The sequence below is a fragment of the Ornithinibacillus bavariensis genome (assembly GCF_018333235.1).
Classification (GTDB): Bacteria; Bacillota; Bacilli; order Bacillales; family Amphibacillaceae; genus Ornithinibacillus; species Ornithinibacillus bavariensis.
In genome coordinates this window covers 909,304-930,041 of the sequence record NZ_BORP01000001.1, presented here as the reverse complement: position 1 = coordinate 930,041, position 20,738 = coordinate 909,304, and the positions used below count along the sequence as shown (strand labels likewise).

The 20,738-nt window shown below is 34.6% G+C and carries 17 protein-coding genes, 2 pseudogenes and 1 riboswitch; of the genes and pseudogenes, 1 reads left to right on the top strand and 18 read right to left on the bottom strand.

Going from position 1 to position 20,738, the window contains the following annotated elements:
• Window positions 1–311 precede the first annotated feature (311 nt).
• The 18 genes and pseudogenes from KI338_RS04650 to KI338_RS04570 all read right to left on the bottom strand — a co-directional run bounded on the left by KI338_RS04650 (window position 312) and on the right by KI338_RS04570 (window position 19,741).
• On the bottom strand, window positions 312–1,106 hold the full coding sequence (locus tag KI338_RS04650; RefSeq protein ID WP_212919785.1) for an SDR family NAD(P)-dependent oxidoreductase: 795 nt from the start codon (window positions 1,104–1,106) through the stop codon (window positions 312–314).
• 482 nt (window positions 1,107–1,588) lie between these two features.
• The gene (locus KI338_RS04645; RefSeq protein ID WP_212919784.1) at window positions 1,589–2,788 is read right to left on the bottom strand and encodes a M1 aminopeptidase family protein; all 1,200 of its coding nucleotides are present in this window, start codon (window positions 2,786–2,788) and stop codon (window positions 1,589–1,591) included.
• 983 nt (window positions 2,789–3,771) lie between these two features.
• Window positions 3,772–4,113, bottom strand: coding sequence for a hypothetical protein (locus KI338_RS04640; protein WP_212919783.1), 342 nt, complete (start codon window positions 4,111–4,113; stop codon window positions 3,772–3,774).
• A gap of 208 nt (window positions 4,114–4,321) precedes the next feature.
• The gene (locus tag KI338_RS04635) at window positions 4,322–5,785 is read right to left on the bottom strand and encodes an Msr family ABC-F type ribosomal protection protein (RefSeq protein WP_212919782.1); all 1,464 of its coding nucleotides are present in this window, start codon (window positions 5,783–5,785) and stop codon (window positions 4,322–4,324) included.
• Window positions 5,785–6,678 carry a putative RNA methyltransferase gene (locus tag KI338_RS04630; protein ID WP_212919781.1) on the bottom strand — a complete coding sequence of 298 codons (894 nt, stop codon included), beginning with the start codon at window positions 6,676–6,678 and terminating at the stop codon, window positions 5,785–5,787. The genes KI338_RS04635 and KI338_RS04630 overlap by 1 nt, the downstream gene beginning before the upstream one ends.
• Window positions 6,679–7,301: 623 nt before the next feature.
• A complete protein-coding gene (locus tag KI338_RS04625) occupies window positions 7,302–8,744 on the bottom strand; it encodes a serine hydrolase domain-containing protein (protein ID WP_212919780.1) in 1,443 nt (480 codons plus the stop codon).
• 506 nt (window positions 8,745–9,250) lie between these two features.
• Window positions 9,251–9,613 carry a cytoplasmic protein gene (locus KI338_RS04620; protein ID WP_373306327.1) on the bottom strand — a complete coding sequence of 121 codons (363 nt, stop codon included), beginning with the start codon at window positions 9,611–9,613 and terminating at the stop codon, window positions 9,251–9,253.
• A gap of 68 nt (window positions 9,614–9,681) precedes the next feature.
• Window positions 9,682–9,801: pseudogene (locus tag KI338_RS04615) on the bottom strand (transposase); the annotation flags it as partial.
• 474 nt (window positions 9,802–10,275) lie between these two features.
• Entirely contained in the window at window positions 10,276–10,548 is a 273-nt protein-coding gene (locus KI338_RS04610) for a DUF2277 domain-containing protein (RefSeq protein ID WP_212919779.1), read from the bottom strand.
• Window positions 10,549–10,677: 129 nt separating this feature from the next.
• The gene (locus KI338_RS17915; protein ID WP_373306326.1) at window positions 10,678–10,866 is read right to left on the bottom strand and encodes a GNAT family N-acetyltransferase; all 189 of its coding nucleotides are present in this window, start codon (window positions 10,864–10,866) and stop codon (window positions 10,678–10,680) included.
• A 16-nt stretch (window positions 10,867–10,882) separates the two neighbouring features.
• Window positions 10,883–11,356: a GNAT family N-acetyltransferase gene (locus KI338_RS04605; protein ID WP_212919778.1), complete on the bottom strand. Its 474-nt coding sequence runs from the start codon at window positions 11,354–11,356 to the stop codon at window positions 10,883–10,885.
• A gap of 537 nt (window positions 11,357–11,893) precedes the next feature.
• Window positions 11,894–12,649, bottom strand: coding sequence for an SDR family oxidoreductase (locus KI338_RS04600; protein WP_212919777.1), 756 nt, complete (start codon window positions 12,647–12,649; stop codon window positions 11,894–11,896).
• Between the two features lie 906 nt (window positions 12,650–13,555).
• Window positions 13,556–15,010, bottom strand: a complete 1,455-nt coding sequence (locus KI338_RS04595) for an NADP-dependent glyceraldehyde-3-phosphate dehydrogenase (protein WP_212919776.1) — start codon at window positions 15,008–15,010, stop codon at window positions 13,556–13,558.
• Window positions 15,011–15,301: 291 nt separating this feature from the next.
• On the bottom strand, window positions 15,302–15,769 hold the full coding sequence (gene ribH, locus KI338_RS04590) for a 6,7-dimethyl-8-ribityllumazine synthase (protein ID WP_212920048.1): 468 nt from the start codon (window positions 15,767–15,769) through the stop codon (window positions 15,302–15,304).
• A 101-nt stretch (window positions 15,770–15,870) separates the two neighbouring features.
• Window positions 15,871–16,473, bottom strand: a pseudogene (gene ribB, locus KI338_RS04585) (3,4-dihydroxy-2-butanone-4-phosphate synthase); the annotation flags it as partial.
• Window positions 16,474–16,519: 46 nt separating this feature from the next.
• Window positions 16,520–17,170, bottom strand: coding sequence for a riboflavin synthase (gene ribE / locus KI338_RS04580; protein WP_212919774.1), 651 nt, complete (start codon window positions 17,168–17,170; stop codon window positions 16,520–16,522).
• A gap of 872 nt (window positions 17,171–18,042) precedes the next feature.
• A riboswitch (FMN riboswitch) is annotated at window positions 18,043–18,191 on the bottom strand.
• 179 nt (window positions 18,192–18,370) lie between these two features.
• Window positions 18,371–19,306 (bottom strand): cation diffusion facilitator family transporter, encoded by a 936-nt coding sequence (locus KI338_RS04575; protein WP_212919773.1) that lies wholly within the window; start codon window positions 19,304–19,306, stop codon window positions 18,371–18,373.
• 108 nt (window positions 19,307–19,414) lie between these two features.
• Window positions 19,415–19,741 carry an ArsR/SmtB family transcription factor gene (locus tag KI338_RS04570; RefSeq protein ID WP_212919772.1) on the bottom strand — a complete coding sequence of 109 codons (327 nt, stop codon included), beginning with the start codon at window positions 19,739–19,741 and terminating at the stop codon, window positions 19,415–19,417.
• Between the two features lie 219 nt (window positions 19,742–19,960).
• Between KI338_RS04570 and KI338_RS17680 the strand changes: the two genes are divergently transcribed.
• Entirely contained in the window at window positions 19,961–20,686 is a 726-nt protein-coding gene (locus KI338_RS17680; protein ID WP_244853338.1) for a ZIP family metal transporter, read from the top strand.
• Window positions 20,687–20,738: the final 52 nt, after the last annotated feature.

The following is a 20,738-nucleotide window of genomic DNA, read 5'->3' as shown; positions in this document are numbered from 1 at the left end:
ACCCTCCTGCTGATGTTCTTTTGCATAGTATCAACTGATTTCAATCTAAAATCACAGGTTTTAATTTCCATCTAAGCATGGAAGGTTACATTTTCAAAAGTCCTATATTATTTATTTTGTTCCCCCTGTTATTAATTTACTCGCGAGCCTATATCGAATAAGTGGTTGATAGGTCCAATTGTATTGACGGAATTTGAACAAGCTTAAGTATCGCTTCAACTCCATATTTTCAGGTGACTATCCCTAACAAAATAAATTTCTCTATGATACTTTAGCATTGGACGATTAGTAGATATACATTACTTTAGTAATTAAAAAACGCTGCGTACTAATCCCCCATCTATTCGTAATGCGGAGCCATTAATAGCGGATGAAAGAGGACTACTTAAGTATGTTACAAGATAGGCAATTTCTTCTGGCCGAATAAGCCTTTGAATAATGGAGGTTGGTCTATTTTCTTTCATAAATCGCTTTTCAGCCTCTTCCATTGTTAATTTCTCATTTGGATAAAGGCTATTTAACATCGATTCGACTCCTTCTGTTAATGTGGAACCAGGCATAACAGTATTGACAGTCACGTTTGTTCCTTTGGTTAACTCCGCTAAACTGCGAGAGAGTGAGAGCTGCATCGTTTTAGTCGCACTATAATGTGCCATTTCTAAAGATGGCATGATTGCTGCCTCGCTAGCGATAAAGATGACTCTGCCTTCTCCTTTTCGAATCATTTGTTTTAGGTACCAGCGAGTAAGGCGAACGCCACTCATGATATTGGTCTCAAAAAACTTAAACCAATCTTCATCTGGAATAGCAAAATATTCAATGGGCTCAAAGATTCCCAAATTGTTTACAAGAATGTCTAATTCAGCGTATTGCTCAATTACCTTTTGGCACCCTTGTTCTGTTCCTAGATCAGCTACTACTGACTGAAGATTAGCATGAGGATATTTTGCTTGGATTTCTTTTATTGTTTGATTAATTTTTTCTTCACGACGTCCATTAATAAGTACAGTTGCACCTTCTGCGACTAATGACATGGCGATCGCTTTTCCAATTCCAGATGTTGAGCCGGTAACTAGTGTCGTTTTTCCTTTTAAATTCAGATCCATGTAGGTCCCTCCCAGATTCTAGCTTTATGCTGTATCCATGATTAAATTACATGAATATTATTAGTAGTATGGATTACTTCTTATACTTTTAACAGAGAAGCTATCTATAGTAAGAACATCTATTTTGGACATTGTAAAATTCTTATGTCAAAGCATTACTTCCCACTGTTTTTATAAACCTTCAATGTAATATATTTTGAGTTAATACAATTTTATATAACTATTTAGTTGTGCAGCTGATATAAAATATGCTCACCTAGTCAACTTATGCTTCATTGCTAGTGAGTATATGTCCTAATACTATTCTCCCATTTGATTCATCTTTAAATAGATTTATAATAGTTAAATTCGAGCAACTATCTTCAGCATTACTCTCCTATTTGCCATATAAGAAAACAATAAAAACGTGATACCTCACCTTTTTAAAGGATGGTATCACGTTTTGTTATAATTAATAGAGTTCTTTTTCTAGCTTCTTTGCTCTATTGCTTATTATTAAAATAATCTACATACCCACTTGACAATTCTTCTAAGGAACCATAGGTTTCTTCCAAAGCTTGAATAGCTCGTTCAAACACGATTTTTTCTCGATCTGGATTATCACTATCTACGACTTCGTCTTTCTTCAGGATTTTTGTCATATCTACATATTTTTCAATTCCGTTTGTTTGTATTAAATAATCTGTTATTAAAAAACCCATCCCATAAATATCAACATCATCATCTGTATAATTTAGGTCTTTTAGATTATCTATAGGTTTTATTTCTTCCATATTTTCTAAAATTATAGATTCTCTTTCAGCTATTTTTGAAAAATCCAATTGTGGTTTTCCAGAATTATCTTTCGTTACTGCTGTTGAAACAAAAGTCGCTAGACCTTCCTGTAAAAAGGTAGGGGTATTGTCGTTTGCAAGATCTGAAAACATCATGTGCACTATTTCGTGTTTCATCAATGAATACGTTGATTCGGAGTAACTTCCTTGAACCAAAAATTTAAGTGAAATAAATGGAACAGCAACCCCGTATAGATGTGGCCATCCGGTGGAAGCTGAAATTTCTTCAAGCGATGTATAAAGCTTAATATTTAACTCCTCAGGCTCCCACCCAAATGTTTCGGTGTATAAATTAACTAGATCCTTTATATCCGCTAGTATAACTTCTGCGTCATTCTCTATGAAAGGAAGATAGTAGAGATTTATTGGTCCATCTACTATTTTCTTAAAAGCAAGATCATTTACTTTCCACTTTCCATCTATTTTATTAATCGGATATGTAATATGATTACTGATATCTTCATCGTTTAACTTCATATTAATTTTTAACTCTAAGCTTCCGTGATCCAATGATTCCAGGGTTATATTATTAATCCCGACAGAAATCTCCCAGCCTTCATTTTTCCTTTGTATTAACTCCTTCACCCAAACTTCTTGTTCCTTGTAGAATAACTCATTGGATTCATCTTGATAGGACATAAATTTTGTTTTATCATTATTTTCCACCGCTGTTAGCATTTCTTCAAAATAATTTCTAGCACCATTTTGTTCCTTTTCCAATGCTTCTTTGTCTACTTTCTCTACTTCATCTACTTTGTTCCCTGTATCTTTTTCTTTTTCTGTGTTTGGCGAACTGCAGCCTGCTAACAATCCTATGATTACGCAAACTGCTATTGCTCTCTTTAACATATTAATTCCCCCTTTAAGTTCATAATTATACTATTCATACAACTATTTTGTAAATTATAATCAATTCAGGCAGTTGTTAAATATGATGCCAGGATTGTTCTTTTGTTAAGCAAAATTTTTACTAGAGTAGGATCATTATTAATAAAAACACTATTTATAATGAAAAATTTAGCAAAAATAGAATGGAATTTTCATAAATCACTTAGATAAGGAACGTTGTAAAAACGTGTAAAGACATCACATTTGTGTTTTACAAAATGGACACAAATGTGATGTCTTTTAAAATTGCGAATTTCTATTCCATGACTGCTCGAATTTCTTTTTATTGTTTTATTTCAACTCATCATTATTCCTTAGTCAAGCAAATGCGGGACCATACAATCCATACTAGTTCGAATTATTAAACTCTATCATTCTGTTACGTTATCAAATTGACTATTAATTAACTTTGAAATTAAATTCACGTCAATTTTTATTATTTATTTTCCCCCTTTCATTTAATAACAAATTTGTAGTTAAAAAAATTTACAAACTATATCCCTTATTTTCTCGGCCATAAGTAAGGTGGCACATATTGGACCATAGTATTGCATATCGTTGACCAATGTTCTTCATTAAGACTATTCACTGTTTGCTCAGGCACAACATTAATTTCGGCCCTAACTTTTTTCGCTTGTGGTGCAGTAAAAATACTTCTTAAGAAATTATTAACTGGCAGGGTAGGATATTTCAATCCGTATGATAATAACCTTGCAACGTTTTCACATTTTTATAAGAAACTAGTGGCTGCTTCTTTCTCACTATGGAAATCATTGCTGTGTCAACTCTTGGTGGTGGCGAATAATTATCTCTCGAAATTCCTTTTTCGACTCTTATGTCAAACCACATTCTCCAAGCCATCACATACCAATCTTTAACTGATTTGGATGTAAATCGTTTGGCTGCTCCTTTTCCATAATAATAATCGCACGTTGAAGACTCTATTATTTAGCTAGGCTAATTGATAAGTATCTTGTTGAACAAATCAAGAGTACCCTTATATTATTTTTCTTATAAATAGTTCCAGCGCCTTCACTCCAATCAATCTCCCATCCTTCTTTTTCCAACTCTTTCTGATATCTTTTAGGAATACCATCTTCTTCAGATGCCTTCGACCAACTATATGCTATAAAGTTTTTCTCTTCTTTGATTACTTTGGCACCCTTTGGAATAGGAAAATTACCAAATTCCTCCTCCTGCTCAAATGAAATATGAGTTAGAATAAAGTAGCCAAATATTAAAGCTATAATGATTCCAAGCAATCTAAGTAATGAGTTCTTATCCAAATTTACACCTCCATTACAAGAAGAAACAACGACTGGTATTATAAAGACTCTAACTTTATGTAAGAAAGGAGTCATACATCATGTGTACCACTCCTTCATTTATTATAGTAACACCTCCCTTCCCTCATTTCCATGCTAAATATTAGCATGCCTATTTTTTTTGGAGTTCGAAGAAAAGAGTAGACTATACCTGTTCATCGTATTAACATTAGCTTGATAATACTAACTTTTTATCGGATATCACATAAATATAGTCAGCAACTTTATCAAGAAAGCTACGATCATGTGACACTAGGAGAATAGTGCCTTCATACGCTTTAATGAATCGTTCCAACGCTTCAATACAAAATACATCAAGAAAGTTTGTCGGCTCATCCAAAATAAGAATATTGTATCTTCCTAAAAATAGTTGACACAATACGAGACGTACTGCTTCTCCACCGCTTAAGTTACGAACATCCTTTTTTAAATCATTTCCTGTAAAACTCATGGAATGCAAGACAGAACGAATCTTACTCTCATCGTAATCACTTCTTTCTTTCATATATTCCAGTACCGTTTCTTCTTTGGTAAACTGATAATCCATTTGTTCATAAATACCAAAAACAGCCTTAGGTGAAATAGTTATCTCCTTCCCCCTCAGTAGGATATAGCGAAGCAACGTAGTTTTACCTGAGCCATTTTTACCTGTGATAGCAATGGTCTTGCCTAATGGAAATTGAAAGCTTGATGTATCGAGAAGCGTATTCTCCCCTACCTTTAGCGTTAACCGATCTGCCATGATCGGAAATTTATTGTGTAATTGAAGAGCACTGGACTGCTGAAATCGAATGCGTTTATCTTCTCTAGGTGCCTCTACCACTTCAAGTTGTTCCACTCTTTGTTCGATTGCTTTTGCTGCTCGTTGAACTGCTTTTTGACTTGTATCCTTGGACTTCGTCATGAACATTTTGTTTGCCTTTGCTTTTGTTTCTTTTTTGGACATATGACCGTTTGCCTGTGTAATTTTTTCTGCCTTCTTCATTTTTTCTTCAGCAGCTTTCGTTAGACGTGACTTCTCTTTAACATACTTTTCATGTAGATCCTGCTGCTGTTTTTTCTGAAGTTCTTTTTGAGCTGCATAATCAGAATAATTGCCTGTATATTCGGTTACAATTCCATTCGCTACTTCCCATATCTTCGTCACAAGTTTATCTAATACATACCTGTCATGACTTACAAGTATGAGAGCACCGTAGTAATATGTTAATTCATCGATAAAAAATCGAATACCTTCGTCATCAAGATGGGTTGTTGGTTCATCGATTAATAATCCTTCATGATAATTTGAGAATAGTTGGGCTAATTTTAGCCTCGTCTGTTCGCCACCACTAAAATTTCCAATATCCGTTTCTGGGATTGCCAGTTTGCCTTTAAGCTCGTAATCTACTTCAGTTTCTTGTGACCTTGTTAGTTGATCAAAATAGGCAAAGTCTATAAATCGTTTCACTCGCCCTTTATCTGGCTTTAATTGGCCATCCATAAGTTTCAACAAGGTACTTTTACCTGCTCCGTTCTTACCAACAATACCAATTCGGTCAAACTGGTGAACAGAGAGTTGTGGGATAGTTAATACTACTCTATCTAAAAAAGTCACTTCAATATTTTCCATTTCTATACATACATTTTCCATTAGTATCTGTCCCCTTTCGTCTTCTTGTTTATTCCTATTAAAATATCTAGATCCACAGTAACAGCAGAAATACCTTGATTTATGATTCGATTCATATCCCTTTTACTTGTATTCCAAGCTAAGGGAGACATTTGTACTAAATGAATTAGTGCTGTTTGTGTTAACTTCTTGGTATACTTGAGATTAATCACATCTAGTAGATGGAAATGATTATTGAACAGTGCGACTGTTTTATCATTTTTATAAGACTTTTTATCTGTATTATTGAACAACGCTTCTCTTAATTCTTTTAGATAATGAGAACGAGGAACAATCTTAAGAACGATACCATCTGAAACTAAAATCCTTTGGAATTCTTTATAATTTGCAGGAGATAAGATATTTAAAATAACATGGCACGATTGGTCAGCTAAAGGTGAGTTTGCTAAATCACCAACAAGCCATATGGATTCTTTATAATTACTTGCTGCCATTTTTATACCATCTTTTGAAATATCTAATCCAATTCCTGTAACGGCTAGATTTTCAGCATTATCTATTATTTTTTGTAAATGTGAACCCTCACCACAGCCCGCATCAAAAAACATGATTTCACTCATTGAGTCTTCTAAATATTCCTTAATAATTTCTAGTATTTTCTCGTGAAGGAGAGAAAATAAATCACTTTCCTTAATTACACTTTTTCTTGCTTTAAATAATTCTTTGTCATAATGACTATTTACAGAACGAGTCAACAAGTTTATATAGCCCTGTTTCGCTAGATCAAACGTATGTTCATTTAAACAAACGAGACTCTTTAAATCCATAACCTCCATAGGCATGTTACAAATTGAACAACGTAATACATGAACAAATTTACTAACCATTTCAGCACTTTTTTCTTTATTGGTCATAGCTAATCTCCTTTTCAAATAAAAAAATCACAAGCATCTGCTTGTGACCTGAGAGTAAAGGGAAGAACCCCATCCTTATTCTGTTAGAAGATTTTTAAAAGAAGGCAGCAATATACCTACCTTCGAAAGACCTTAGAAAAGCTAATTTAGACAAAAATAAAGAAAGGCAGAAAAGCTGCCTTTCACTACATTACATATTCTCCACATATATACTTAGCTAATCCGGACCCACTTTAAAAGATAATTAAGTAAGGTAACAAATTGCCTGAAAATGGTGAAGAACTATTTCACATATATGAAATGAAGATTATTAAAAAAGGACAGACTAATCCCGTTTACTCTGCATACCCAAGCAGAGCCTTTGACCGTATTCAATTACTGGTTCAAAGTCGGGAATCGTAGTCTACCTGCACACATCATTTTTTAATAATCCTCCTTAACATTTATAAATTCCTTATTCATTATATATTGTCATTTCGTAATAGTCAAAGGGTAATAGCGTTTTATGTTCCAAGACCATAGGACGATATAGTGAAATAGAATAAAATTTATTATCCCTTTTACATTTAACTTTACTAACTATGAAGTTCGTAAACACTACAAAAGTATGTTACTAAATTTTTTTACCCTTTTTTTCGATAATAAATTCTCGAGATGATAAGAACTAATCCAATAATGAAAACAATAGCCAATAATACCATAGCAGCTGGCCAAAGTCCAAATGCATCTACTATCGTTGAACTATTATCCTCCAGTGATGGAACAATGAAGAATAACCATCCGATTCCAACAACAGGCACAAGCTGTGGGATTAGGCGTAAATAAAACCTCCAAGGAGAATTATTCTTACGTTTATCCGACCAATTTTTACTACGCAGTATCCCTCTAATTCCTAAAATCAAGTAAATCACTGTGATAACTCCAAGGGATAAATCGATTATTTTAGATACCGGTGCTTTTAATTCAGGTTCTTGTCCCTCGGTTAATTGGATAATACCCGAACTAATCTCATAAGCATGCTCAAATGTAGGGGTAAAACTATTTAGCATAACTGCAACGGCATAGCCACTACTTGGTATGATGTCTTGTTGCGTTTGATACGTCGTTTCCACTCCGCTATGTGAAATGCGTGCTGGCTTTACATCAGGTGAACTTAGCTCCCAACCTAGCCCGTATTTATTGGTTACTGGCTGCGGCGAATAGGATTCTTTCAATAATTTTGTTGATAGTAATTGCTCTCCTGTTCTAGACTTCCCCTGGTTCGTTTGCATGGATAGCCATTTCCCCATATCTGATGCTGTTGAAATAATACTTCCAGCCCCCATATTCATCGCTTCAAGCTCTGTCCAGGGTACTGCAATTCCATATGCAGTTACATATCCCTTAGGTAGTCCTTGTACAAAGTCTCTAGAATTACCAGTAGTGAGTGAATCATTCATTCCTAATGGTGAGAATACCTTTTGTTCTAAGTATTGAGAGAATTCTATTCCACTTACTTCCTCAACCAAAAGTGCTAAGACCCAATAATTCCCATTACTATAATAATATTTCTCTCCTGGGTTTGCGTGTAACTGCCAATCATTCAAACGTTCCACACCCTCCTTTAAGTTACTTGCTGGTGGAACAATAACTGGGTTTGGAAGTCCTGATGTGTGGCTTAATAGTTGACGTATTGTAACCTTATTCCATCTTGAATCATCGATTTTTACCTCGGGCAAATAATTAATTACTGATTCATCCAGTTGGATTTTGCCTTCATCAACAAGTTGTAAAACAGCAAATGCAGTAAATGATTTAGATGCGGAACCGATTCTCATTAACGACTTTTCTGTAATAGGTTTTCCTTCAGAATCGTGACCATATCCTTTCTCATATACTAATTTACCGTCTTTTACAACAACAATGGATGCGCCGGGTAGTCCATTGCGTTCGAGATAATTATTAATAAATACATCAATATTATCCGTATTAAGAGGACTAGCAGCATGAGCTGATAGAGGAAGATTCCACATTTGCAAGCAAATAATTGTTATAAGAAGAATAATACTTCGCTGTTTTTTACGCATACCCTATACTCCATTCTTTATTCAATATTTTTAGTTCCACCTATTTACATTCACACATAATTGATAATTCCCAATTTTTTAGATCACTCGAATTGTTTCCATTAATTTACTTCCTTTAGAAAGAATTCAATGACTAGACAACTTGTTCAAATCGCTACCTTCTCATTGCCTGACAAAGAAGTTGACTGGAGGGTTTGATACTAAAAGAATGGTCCATATTTCATTTTGAGTATTATTTCAAGTATGAAACACTGTTACAACGCATTAATTTATTATTCATATTATAACAAATGATATTGCTGAATTATTCGGAATTAAAAAAAGGCTATCGAGATTTTCTCGACAGCCTAAGAAGCCAGTTATGGCTTATTTCTCAGCTTTGTTAGTTTTTTGAAAATATAATCTAATTTTAAGGTTTAGTTCGGTAGTTAATGTTGTTCATTTAATGAAAATGGAAATACGATCACCACTTGACAATCTTGTACTAGGTTTAATAACTTGATTATTTAATAGAATAAAACCTTTACCAATCTTTTTTCTATGATCTGTGTTCTACTCCATTCCTCAATTTGTTTTGCTAGAATTTTATCTATACGATGTTTTCCTATTACATCATCTAGAACAAGGTATATCACCTTTGTTCCTTGTTCTTCTAAGCTGGTTATAGGCATGGTTGACGTATAGGAAGATTCTTCCTTCTGCTCATCAATCTCAGCAACATGCTCTGAGAACGTTTTATAAATAGCTAACTTTTTATTCCACGTATGATTTTTTTCGCATTTATAAATCGCAACTTTATATATCGTTTTTCCGTTTGCATTATGCCTTCGCACATTGGTATCTGTAAAAACTGATAATTTACCACACATTTTGCAGTGCTTCTTTACTTCCCGTACAGATATGTTAAAAAGTTTCCAGTGGAATGTTATATTTGACATATCGCCCCGATGTCTTTCCTTAACTTACCATATACTACTTTCCTTCTGTATTTTGGTATAAAGACTATATGATACTTACAATTCCATCGGGTGTGTGATAAACTATTGTCACTCGACATGAGTAGATCTCCTCTCGTTTTTTTAGATTTGGTTTGACGGCCATCTCTATTATACGATTGGAGATTCTTTTGTTACATCCCTAGAAGGTTTATTTTCACACTGGCAGAGCCTGTGGTTTTAAAAGCATTAATAAAAAGGAGATCCTATACAAGGACCTCCTTTACATCGAGATTGCAGGGTTGCTCGGTTCCTTTGTAATGAGAAAATGGGCATACTACCCCCTTTGAGAAAAACATTGTTTTTCAAGGGTGATGCTATCCAATTTGTTGATCATTACAAAGTAAATATTGGCATACGTGTTCCCCAGTACCCTTTCTATCCAAATAGAGTTACTTTCAATATACCGCATCATTACATTATAACGCAAGCACGCTTGCATCATTCTATCTCAAGTAAATACTCCAAATCCCACTGATGTGTTTAAAAATATCTCGTATTTCAATTTATTTATAATCAATTTTATTTAGCTGTAATTAGTTCGTTCCAAATCTTTTAGCTGCTCTAATACGTGCACGCTCAGCTTCTACCTCTCGATTACGAGGTTCTGCACTAGTCTCTAATGTATTCAATAAATTCCTAGTAACATTAGCTATTTCATTAATTGCCTGATTAAATGCTTCTTCGTTAATTTTTGAGGGTTTGTTAAAACCTGTAATCTTTCTTACATATTGAAGAGATGCCGCATGTACCTCCTCATTGGTAGCTGGTGGATCGAAATTATATAACGTTCTAATATTTCTACACATAAGATACTCCTTTTTAATTAATTTTGTTCTTAAGAACTTATATTTCTGATACATCTCGATAACCCATTTTTATAGATTAAGGATACCCCATTTAATTAGTTGCAAGTTCGCTCTTAACTGCGCCCTCCTTCATAGCATCCATAAGCATTTTTCCACAAAGTGCTTGGCCATTCCTTTACCTCTATGGGTATTTGAAGTAAATTCATCACTCAAAAAACATACCTTTTTATCTAATATTAAATTGCGTCCATATGATACAGGCTGTCCATTTTCCTCACCTACGTAAAAATGTAGGTTTGGATAATCTAATTTTTTCAAATTAATACGATAAGACCTAAATTAGTTTTTCCATAATATATTCATCATATGGGAGATTATAAAGTATCCGCTCTCCAACGATTCTATATCCCTTCCCCTCATACATTTTCGGTAAGTATGGGTGAGTTTGGGCGACGGTAAGCCTTATCTTAGTTTCTTCTTTCTTAGATAGCATCGATTCTGTATACGCTAATAATTTCGTGGCAAGCCCTTTCCCTTTATGTGTTGATTTTACAGCTAATCTACTTAATACATAACATTGCCAATCTTTACTATATTTTAGCCTCACAGTTGCTACTATGTTATTTGTAGTGTTTTCTTTGACTTTCAATATAATAGTATTCTGTAGCCAGTCCTTTACTTCTTCAATCTTTACCTTAGATGCGCTCGCAGGAAGCCCTAATTTTTCATTTTCAGAGTATGCATCATGATATATTTCTACTAATGACTCTGCATCAATATTTTCTGCCTTCTCTATAACTATTGTCAAAGACCTCTCCCCTTTATCTACTATTTCGAAAAAATTATCATTTACTTTAACCCTTGTTCTACAATTGTGCCCTTACTTAGATAACTTATTTTAACTTTAACATTAATTCCCGTCTGATTCACTTGAATATTAATAAGAATCAATTTATTTAGCCCTTCCAAAAGTATTATGAATACTAAAAATTTGGGAAGTGAGTAATTAGTTGTCGCAAAGGGTAAGGGGGCAGTAAGTAAATTGATGGGATTTATACACAAATATCATAAAACTTTCATCCTTATCTGTTCAGGTATTTTTACACAATGCAGCTGTTAAATCACGGTGCTCCACTAGAAGGTTCAGATCACTACAAAGTGAACCTCCAAAAGTTCATGCACAACAAAGTGGTAGTCTATGAGAAGAGCTTTTTAAAAAGTTTTTAAAATATTTAGGAGCAGCGCCAATTATACCAGCGTTTCTTTTATAAGCTATTGCGACCTTTAGTGGAACAAATAAGCTGTGTCCATTGACACAGCATCGGTTCATCTTTTATATATCTTTTTACCCTCGAATAAAACCACCTTCGGAATGAATAATTTGCCCAGTTATCCACTCAGCTTCTTCACTTGCCAGAAAAGCAATAATCCGCGCAACGTCATTTGGAGTTCCAATACGCCCCATTGGAAATTTTGGTAGAAGAAACTCTCTTATTTCATCTGTCATCCATGTTGAGTCTGTTGGACCCGGATTTACTGCATTAACTGTTATTCCCAACGGAGCAAGTTCTTGAGATAACGACCTAGTAAAAGCAGAAATAGCCCCTTTAGTAGCTACATAGGCTAACTCTCCAGGCATAGGAGCTATATCCTGTCCAGAAGTCATATTTATTATTCGCCCTGAACTTAGAGTAGTTTGTTCAAAACGACGTGCAAACTCTACACATAGTAGAAAATTTGACCTCATATTAACTGCATAATGCTCATCAAGTGTTCTTGCATCTAATTTCAAATAACCGTCGCTTGTTGAATGGGCAGCATTATTAATCAAAATGGATGGGAAATCAAGTTCATCGCTAACGGTATCAAGTATTGTAAATGCAGCATTAGCATCAGATAAATTAATTTTCATTTCTTTACAATTAACACCTAGTTCTACAATTTCTTGTTGGAAATCCTTTGCCCAACCAGCATCAGAATTCCAGTGAGTAAAAAAAACATTAATTCCCTGAGAGGCTAATTTGTGACAAATAGCGGAACCTATATCTCTTTGACTGCTTGCTCCTGTAATTAGTGCTGTTTTATTTTGAAAATGACTCATATTATTTCCCCCATTTTTAGGAACTATATGGTAAATGAGATGTACTTTCTCATATGAACAAAAGCAAATCTCTATAACGGCATCTGCCAAGTCGATAGATATTTAGACTTCTTACCACGCATCCCATGAGTGTTTACAATTTAAATAAATAGACACACCGTAACTGTAACGGTATATTAAGTTATCTACTTGTTTGTATTAACTGTCTTAAAATCTTCAATTATATTCCGATGCTTCACAGGTACTAGATGCCCCCACTCGTTGTAAAGCTGCTCCTTTGAAAGTATCTTCCAAGGATTAAGCATCGTTTGTCCATCCTTATTAAAATATTATTCTTCATCAATATGATATGTTGCATGTAGAGTAACACCTCTTTCATCTTTCCAAATTACAATATCCCTGGTTGAGTTTCTTCACCCAAGTACTCTTTATAGTTTTACTGAACTAAATTATCAATAAATGTTTGCTGATGAATCCGTTCATAAATAAACCAGTTTTGTTGCCCTTTTGAAATTGCAAACAAAACTGCTGCATTGTACCAATATTTAAATAAATTCACAACATCTTAGATTATGATAACATATTAATAACTGATTATAGTGTAATATTTAGTAATACCATTAAATTTCTATTTCAGTTTGAATGTGATTAGGTAAATAAAAGCCCTTGCGATTTTTTTAAAAAATTCGCAAGGGCTTTAAGGTTCTTTATGAAATTATCTTTCTTTAGGTCTATACTCGAACAATAATTAATTGATGTATCTATGGAACATGGATGGTGTTTTCTATTTCAAATATCCAGAATTATACAATCGCATGATAGTAGATTGTTCTGCTTTCTATTCAACGCACTAGATAACTTGTCATAGTTTCTAATTTAAAAAATCAGGGAATAATCCCTGATTTTTTATTCTTCTACGATATTTAGCACGGTTACTTTTTCGTGTGTCATTGACTCTAGACTTTTACGAATACCTTGTGCTCCCATACCCGATCCTTTTACACCGATGAATGGGAAATGGTCTGGTCCACGCTCTGTACGACCATTGATTTGAACAGATCCTGCTTCAATACGTTTGGCGATGGCAAATGCTCGATTGATATCTTTAGTAAAGATACTTGCTTGTAAGCCAAATTCTGATTCATTTGCGATGCGGATCGCTTCTTCATCAGAAGTAACTCGTATAATTGGAAGAATTGGGCCAAATGGTTCTTCCCAGGCAACCTGCATTTCACCAGTTACATGATCAAGAAGTGTTGGATAGATTAAGTTACCCTCTCTGCGATTACCTGTTACTACTGTTGCCCCTTTTTCTATAGCATCATCTAGTAAACCTTGGACAAAATCCGCTGATTTATTATTAATTAATGGGACAATAACACTATTTTCTTCAGGTGAACCCACAGATAACGTTTCAATTTGTTCTTTTAACAAGGAAACAAGCTCATCAGCTACCCTTTCATGAACTAATACACGTTTTATTGCTGTGCAACGCTGACCAGAGTAGGAAAAAGCTCCACTAATAATATGCTTTGCAGCTTCCTGCAAATCGGCATCATCCCTTACAATACCGGGGTCTTTTCCACCAAGTTCAAGAACTAAAGGAACCATAGTAGCTTTTTTCGCAAGATGTACACCGGTTTTGGTACCCCCTGTAAAAGAAATCATGTTTATCCCTTTATGTTCCACTAAATAATCTCCAATTACAGATCCACGTCCAGTAACTAGTCCTAATAAACCTTTTGGTAGTCCAGCTTTATCTAGTGCTTCTATCATCTTGATCCCGCTTATTGCTCCCTGTGTAGCTGGTTTAAAGACAACAGCGTTACCTGCCATTAATGCAGGTGCTAGTTTAGCAGCTGATAAGTTTACAGGATAATTAAACGGAGAAATTGCTAGAACAACACCACGGGGCACGCGGTTAATTATCGCAATTTTTGACTTAGAGCCACCTGGAAAACTGTCACCCATCATACTTTCCCCATGCATATGAAGTGCTTCCTCAACTGTGTAACGGATGAAATCAGCTGTACGTACTACCTCTTTCTTTGCGTCGTTCGCGCCTTTACCTACTTCTTTCATAATAGTATCTGCAATTTCATCTTGCATATTGATTAGCTCATCTGCCCACTTATATAAGTACTTCGCACGGTCTTGTAGTGAAACCTCTGCCCATTTTTTTTGAGCAGCATGAGCTGAACGAATTACTTCGTCTACCTCGTCTTGCGATATCGATTGAATTTTACCTAATGTTTCTGTAAGATACGGGGACTCTATATCAATAGTTTGTCCAGAACTACTTTCTCTCCACTCGCCATTTATATAAAATTTATATGTTGGTAGTTTCGTCTTTGATGTCATAATTATCTCCTATCTTTATTTAATGTATCTAAATTGTGCATAAGGAAAAGACAGTTTGAAAGGAATGTCTATTATTATATATAGAGTACCGTGTTTATACTAAATAATATGCTCACATTCAACTATATTATATGAACAAATTTTGAAGTTAAGAAAGGCTGCATAGCTCTACACCATATGCAGCCCCCGATAGATTAATTCTTGTCTACTAGTTTCAGGAATGGTTTTTTAATTGTATGTTGAAGCATCTTCGATTAACACCCCTGGTAGTTCACAGAAAATATAGTAACCTTAGTTGAAGCTTTTATATAGATTACCCATTTCTATTGCTCCAACAGCTGCTTCGTAGCCTTTATTTCCTGCTTTTGTACCTGCACGTTCTATAGCTTGTTCGATTGACTCTGTTGTCAGTACACCAAACATAATGGGGACTCCACTTTGTATCGCTATATTTGCTATTCCTTTCGCTACTTCACTGTTTACATATTCAAAATGCGGTGTGGCACCTCTTATTACGGTTCCTAACGTGATAATCGCGTCAAAACTACCGTTGGTAGCTAATTTCTTTGCTGCAAGTGGGATTTCAAAAGCTCCTGGTACCCAGACGATTGTAATATCATTCTCGTTAACACCATGTCTCTTTAGTGCATCGTTTGCTCCGACCAATAATTTGCTTGTAATAAACTCATTGAATCGTGAAACAACAATTCCTATTTTTAGACCTGTACCTACTAAGTTTCCTTCAAATACTTTTTCCATCATACTAATTCACTCCATTAGAAAAATATTTAATGTCCTAATTGTCCTATTAAACCTAACAACTCATATCAATCCCCTTATTCGGTAGGAGATTTATACTAGTCCTGCTTGAGTCGATACTCAATCAAGGCTTTGATTGTAATCATTTTTAAATCAAACTTATTTGCGACTTCTTTTAAGTCTTCAACTCGTGCCATTGTTCCATCATCATTCATGATCTCACAAATTACACCTACTGGATGTGATTGAGCTAATTTAGCTAAATCGATTGCAGCTTCTGTATGACCAGCACGTTCTAATACTCCACCTGCCTTAGACACAATAGGGAAAATATGTCCAGGCCGTCTAAAATCACTAGGAAGCGTTTTTTCATCAAGTAATTTTTGTATTGTTAAAGCTCTATCAAATGCACTTATTCCTGTTGTGGAATCAATATGATCAACGCTAACCGTAAAGGCTGTTTCGTGACTTTCTGTGTTAACTTCTACCATTGGCTTAAGTTCAAATCTGTCTGCAATCGACTCAGAAATCGGAACACATATGAGTCCTCTCCCCTCTTTTGCCATAAAGTTAATCATCTCTGGTGTCGCAAACTCACCCAGTCCTATAAAATCGCCTTCGTTTTCACGGTCTTCATCATCACAAACAATAATAACCTTTCCTGCCTTTAAATCTTCTAATGCATCCTCTATTTTATGGAACATAAATCTATTACTCCTTCCTAGTTTTAAACAGAAGAATCTCTCCCATTTACATGAACCCGGTATCTTTGAGAAAATCAACGGAAACACTATTTTTATGATTGCGTGGTTCTTTCTTTTCAAAAAAGGAATGTACATACTTACCGATCATATCGAATTCGATATTAACCTTGTCCCCAACCTTTTTCATACCAAGGATACTTTCCTTAGCGGTATGAGGAATGATGGATACGGTTAACTCATTACTGGATGTCCTAAATATAGTTAAGGAAGTACCATCTAGGGCTATAGAGCCTTTATACAGGGATAGATGGTTGTATTGATTGGGATATCGAATATCAATATATATTGCATTTTCTTTTGGTTCTCTCTTTACAATTTCTCCTACTGTATCAATATGCCCCGTAACAAAGTGACCTCCAAAACGTCCATTGGAGCTCATGGCCCTTTCTAGATTTACTAATGAACCTAGCTTTAGGATAGATAGAGAAGTGCTATGAAACGTCTCTGGCATCACATCCAAAAGAAATGAATCATGGTTAAATTCTGTTACAGTCAAGCAAACACCATTTACCGAGATACTATCTCCAAGCTGTATCCCTTCTAAGACCTTTTTTGCCTTTATATTTAAGACGAGTGTGTTTCCTTGGGGGATTATCCTTTGAACGGTTCCTAATTCTTCGATAATACCGGTAAACATTTTTCGCTTCCCTCCCGTATAAGTACTTTTGCAGTAGTATTGATATCTCGAACTAGCTGTTTAGTTCTTTAATAGGTATAGTTGTTCTCCTAAATTTACTGGCTTCGGATCAGATGCCCTGTCATAGGGGAAAATATCTCTTCCACTAATAACTTTTGGAGCATACGAAACTAGTTGGTGAAAATTATTTTCATTGATGAAATAAACCATCACTCACTGATCCAGCCTCTACAATAAAGGTATAAATCTTCTAATTCTAACTTCCTGGAGTAAAGATATAACACTTTCTTGAAAAAAATAGTTACACCAATCCTTTCAAATTATTACCTCCTTTTGAAAAATTATTGTGCTCGTAACGCGATCTTGAGCTACATTTACAGACATTGGAAATTTTTATTTCCGAGTCCAAATTAATTCGAATCGGATTTTTTCCACCTTGGGGTCTTCGGTGGTTAAACGAAGGGGTTCTTGAAAGATAGTGTTATTTCCTACTAGTAATACATCTTGTTTATGACCAAGATGATAAAGAGTCTTTTGTGTCTAATGAGAGGTACTCCATTTATTATCTTCTAGCTATTGCTATAGTTTTCGATTCATGAAATACTTTCTTTAAATATTAAATGGATTGCTTATTTAGATATAGTGAATAAACAATCTTGTTGAATTACAAAGCTTCTCGTATACTCAACCTCAAAATGGCCATAAGCATCTCAATATCGTTGCCTGAAGCAAGAAAATTTCCTCTAAAACCGCTATGAATAACAGCTTTCAAAAAGAATCTCCAAACAAACAAATCTCCCTTACCTATATTGGTAAGGGAGAAAAAAGAGCATAACTAACGAACGTCAAAAGACAGTATTTTTGACAAATTGTTCTTCCTTCTCCCATCCAGACTTTAACTGTCGGCTTTGGAATTTCACCAAATCCACCGTTTTCATATTAACTATGAATCCGGGTCACGGACTTAGAGGCATGCCTCATCACCGCCGGTTGGGAATTGCACCCGACCCCGAAGGAAATCCTATTGAATTAAAGAAATAATAACAAAATCGAATTAGATATACAAGGATTACGCTTTGTTTCAAATAAAATATAGACATCTGCCTTCCATTATTGGATGCGTAAAATAATGGAGGGCAGATGTCTTTTTTACTTCTTCGATTTAATTAAATGCTTAGTATTATTAATTTATTCACTACTCTAATGCTTATGGTCATGCTCATGATTTTGACACATTAATGAATCCTCATGAGGATGGTCATTATTTTCCATTTGAATGGTCACATGGCCTATTCCTTGGTGCTCTAATTCATGCTCTATTTTTCGTAATATTGTTTGTGTTTCATAAAAAGACAAATTCTCATCCACTACCGCATGGCATGAAAGTGCATTTTGTCCACTGGTAATACTCCAAACATGTAAGTCATGAATACTTAATACACCTGGTACATTTTCCATCGTCCTAATAATAGAATCCAATTCTATATTTCTTGGGGTACCCTCCATTAAAATGTGAACAGCATCTTTAGTAACGCGCCATCCACTTATTAATACAAGAATTGCTACAAGAACACTCGCTAGCGGATCTGCCCAAGCCCATCCAAAAAATATGATTAACAATGCTGCAACTATTGCTCCAACTGAGCCAAGTAAGTCGCCTAGTACATGAAGAAATGCAGCACGCAAGTTCAAATTCTCTTCTGTATCTCCGTTTCTCATTAGAATCCATGCTACAAATACATTTACTAATAAACCGATAATAGCAATTATTAGCATTCCAGTTGAGGCAACTTCAGGAGGCTCTGTAAAGCGGTGATACGCCTCGTAGAAAATATAGATTGATATTAATACGAGTGTTACACCATTAAATACTGCAGCCAATATTTCAAAACGTTTATATCCATATGTTTTACTATAGTTAGCCACTTTTTCTCCAAGTGTAAAGGCTAATAAACCAACCCCAAGTGCAATAGAGTCACTTAACATATGTCCTGCATCAGATATTAACGCAAGACTATTCGTAATGAATCCGCCTATTGCCTCGATTATCATATATGCAGTAATGATAATAAAACTTAGCAACAGTGCTTTTTTATTTGCTCCATGTGTATGGTTATGTCCATGATCGTGTCCCATTATATAACCTCCAATAGTTAAAATGATAAAATTAATATATGAACATATAACAATATATAAAACAAAGATTATTATTACATGAACCTATTCTATTCATTTTCAGCAAAACTAATTATGACAAGCGTGTTCTATTGTTTGTCTTAGTACATTCATAACATGTTCATCATCGTGTGAATAATATAAAGTTGTGCCCTCTCTACGATATTTCACCAACCGTAAATTTTTCAGAAATCGTAGCTGATGAGATACAGTTGATTGTTGTAAGTGTAAAGTTTCTGCAATTGCATTAACAGAATATTCATTATGAAACAGTAGGTTAAGAATTCGAATTCTTGTAGGATCACCTAGTGCTTTAAATGTTTGTGAAACAACAAATAATGTTTCTTCGTCTAAGTCTTTATTATTTATTCCGAAATTCTCCAAGTTCTTTTCCATATATTTTCGCTCCCTTCTTTTCAAATCCAAACTATAAATTGGTCTTTAATAAGAACAATAATAATAAGCATATCGTTTTATTAATATGTATATATTAGTATATGTTCATATTATATTATGTTTCTTATAATTTGTCAAACAACCTTTTAAATAATCCGTATATTCAGCTGGATTTAATAATATAAAAATTAAAGACAATCTATTTTTAGGAGCGATATTATGGCTACTACATGGTTTATTGGGGCATTCGCTTCTGCTATTGGCATTGGTGCTGGTGGTGGGCTAGCTTGGATGTTAAAAGGTGTCGAACGCGGATTTGGCTTTATTTATTCATTGTGTACTGGACTCATATTAGGGATCTTGTTGCTTGAAATGATTCCAGAAAGCATTGAACTCGGGGGATGGGTTAACCTTGCTATTGGAATTACGATAGGCATAATACTTTTTCAATACATTCATCAATTCATGGATAAAATTATTATTATTACGGATAGTCACCAAAAGGATATTTTTGTTCGTTCCGGTGTACTTTTAACTTTAAGCATTGCCTTTCACAATTTTCCTGTAGGTGTAGCGCTTGGTTCAACAATTGGTACAGATTTTGGTAGTCTGATGCTTACAACGCTTATTTTGCATAACATACCAGAAGGAATAATTGTTTTTACTCCATTATTTCTTGCAGGATTTGGTATTATTACTTTTGCTTTAGTTACACTTATTATTTCGTTCCCGATCGCTTTAGGTTCATTCCTAGGACAATTTATTGATGGAAGTATATCTACAATACTTGCTCTTATGATAAACTTGGCCATTTCAATCATTTTTATGGTCGCAATAAAGGAAGTTTTCAGAGAAGCAATCAGAAATTCAACAATATTATACTCCTCCATTGTGGGTTTTTTGGGATTTGTGATTATTTATGTATACTTGAAATTGTCAATCTAGTTGTACTCCTAATGTTGTCAACTCGTAATTCCTCCAAGATATTACAGATATA

What these genes read in the sequence shown, in the direction of transcription:
- ribE (WP_212919774.1), bottom strand. Translation starts at nt 17,170, where the DNA reads ATGTTTACCGGTATTATCGAAGAATTAGGAACCGTTCAAAGGATAATC.
- KI338_RS04595 (WP_212919776.1), bottom strand. Translation starts at nt 15,010, where the DNA reads ATGACATCAAAGACGAAACTACCAACATATAAATTTTATATAAATGGC.
- KI338_RS04635 (WP_212919782.1), bottom strand. Translation starts at nt 5,785, where the DNA reads ATGGAAAATGTATGTATAGAAATGGAAAATATTGAAGTGACTTTTTTA.
- KI338_RS04600 (WP_212919777.1), bottom strand. Translation starts at nt 12,649, where the DNA reads ATGAGTCATTTTCAAAATAAAACAGCACTAATTACAGGAGCAAGCAGT.
- KI338_RS04610 (WP_212919779.1), bottom strand. Translation starts at nt 10,548, where the DNA reads ATGTGTAGAAATATTAGAACGTTATATAATTTCGATCCACCAGCTACC.
- KI338_RS04650 (WP_212919785.1), bottom strand. Translation starts at nt 1,106, where the DNA reads ATGGATCTGAATTTAAAAGGAAAAACGACACTAGTTACCGGCTCAACA.
- KI338_RS17680 (WP_244853338.1), top strand. Translation starts at nt 19,961, where the DNA reads ATGGCTACTACATGGTTTATTGGGGCATTCGCTTCTGCTATTGGCATT.
- KI338_RS04645 (WP_212919784.1), bottom strand. Translation starts at nt 2,788, where the DNA reads ATGTTAAAGAGAGCAATAGCAGTTTGCGTAATCATAGGATTGTTAGCA.
- KI338_RS04630 (WP_212919781.1), bottom strand. Translation starts at nt 6,678, where the DNA reads ATGACCAATAAAGAAAAAAGTGCTGAAATGGTTAGTAAATTTGTTCAT.
- ribH (WP_212920048.1), bottom strand. Translation starts at nt 15,769, where the DNA reads ATGGAAAAAGTATTTGAAGGAAACTTAGTAGGTACAGGTCTAAAAATA.
- KI338_RS04625 (WP_212919780.1), bottom strand. Translation starts at nt 8,744, where the DNA reads ATGCGTAAAAAACAGCGAAGTATTATTCTTCTTATAACAATTATTTGC.
- KI338_RS04575 (WP_212919773.1), bottom strand. Translation starts at nt 19,306, where the DNA reads ATGGGACACGATCATGGACATAACCATACACATGGAGCAAATAAAAAA.
- KI338_RS04620 (WP_373306327.1), bottom strand. Translation starts at nt 9,613, where the DNA reads ATGTGTGGTAAATTATCAGTTTTTACAGATACCAATGTGCGAAGGCAT.
- KI338_RS04570 (WP_212919772.1), bottom strand. Translation starts at nt 19,741, where the DNA reads ATGGAAAAGAACTTGGAGAATTTCGGAATAAATAATAAAGACTTAGAC.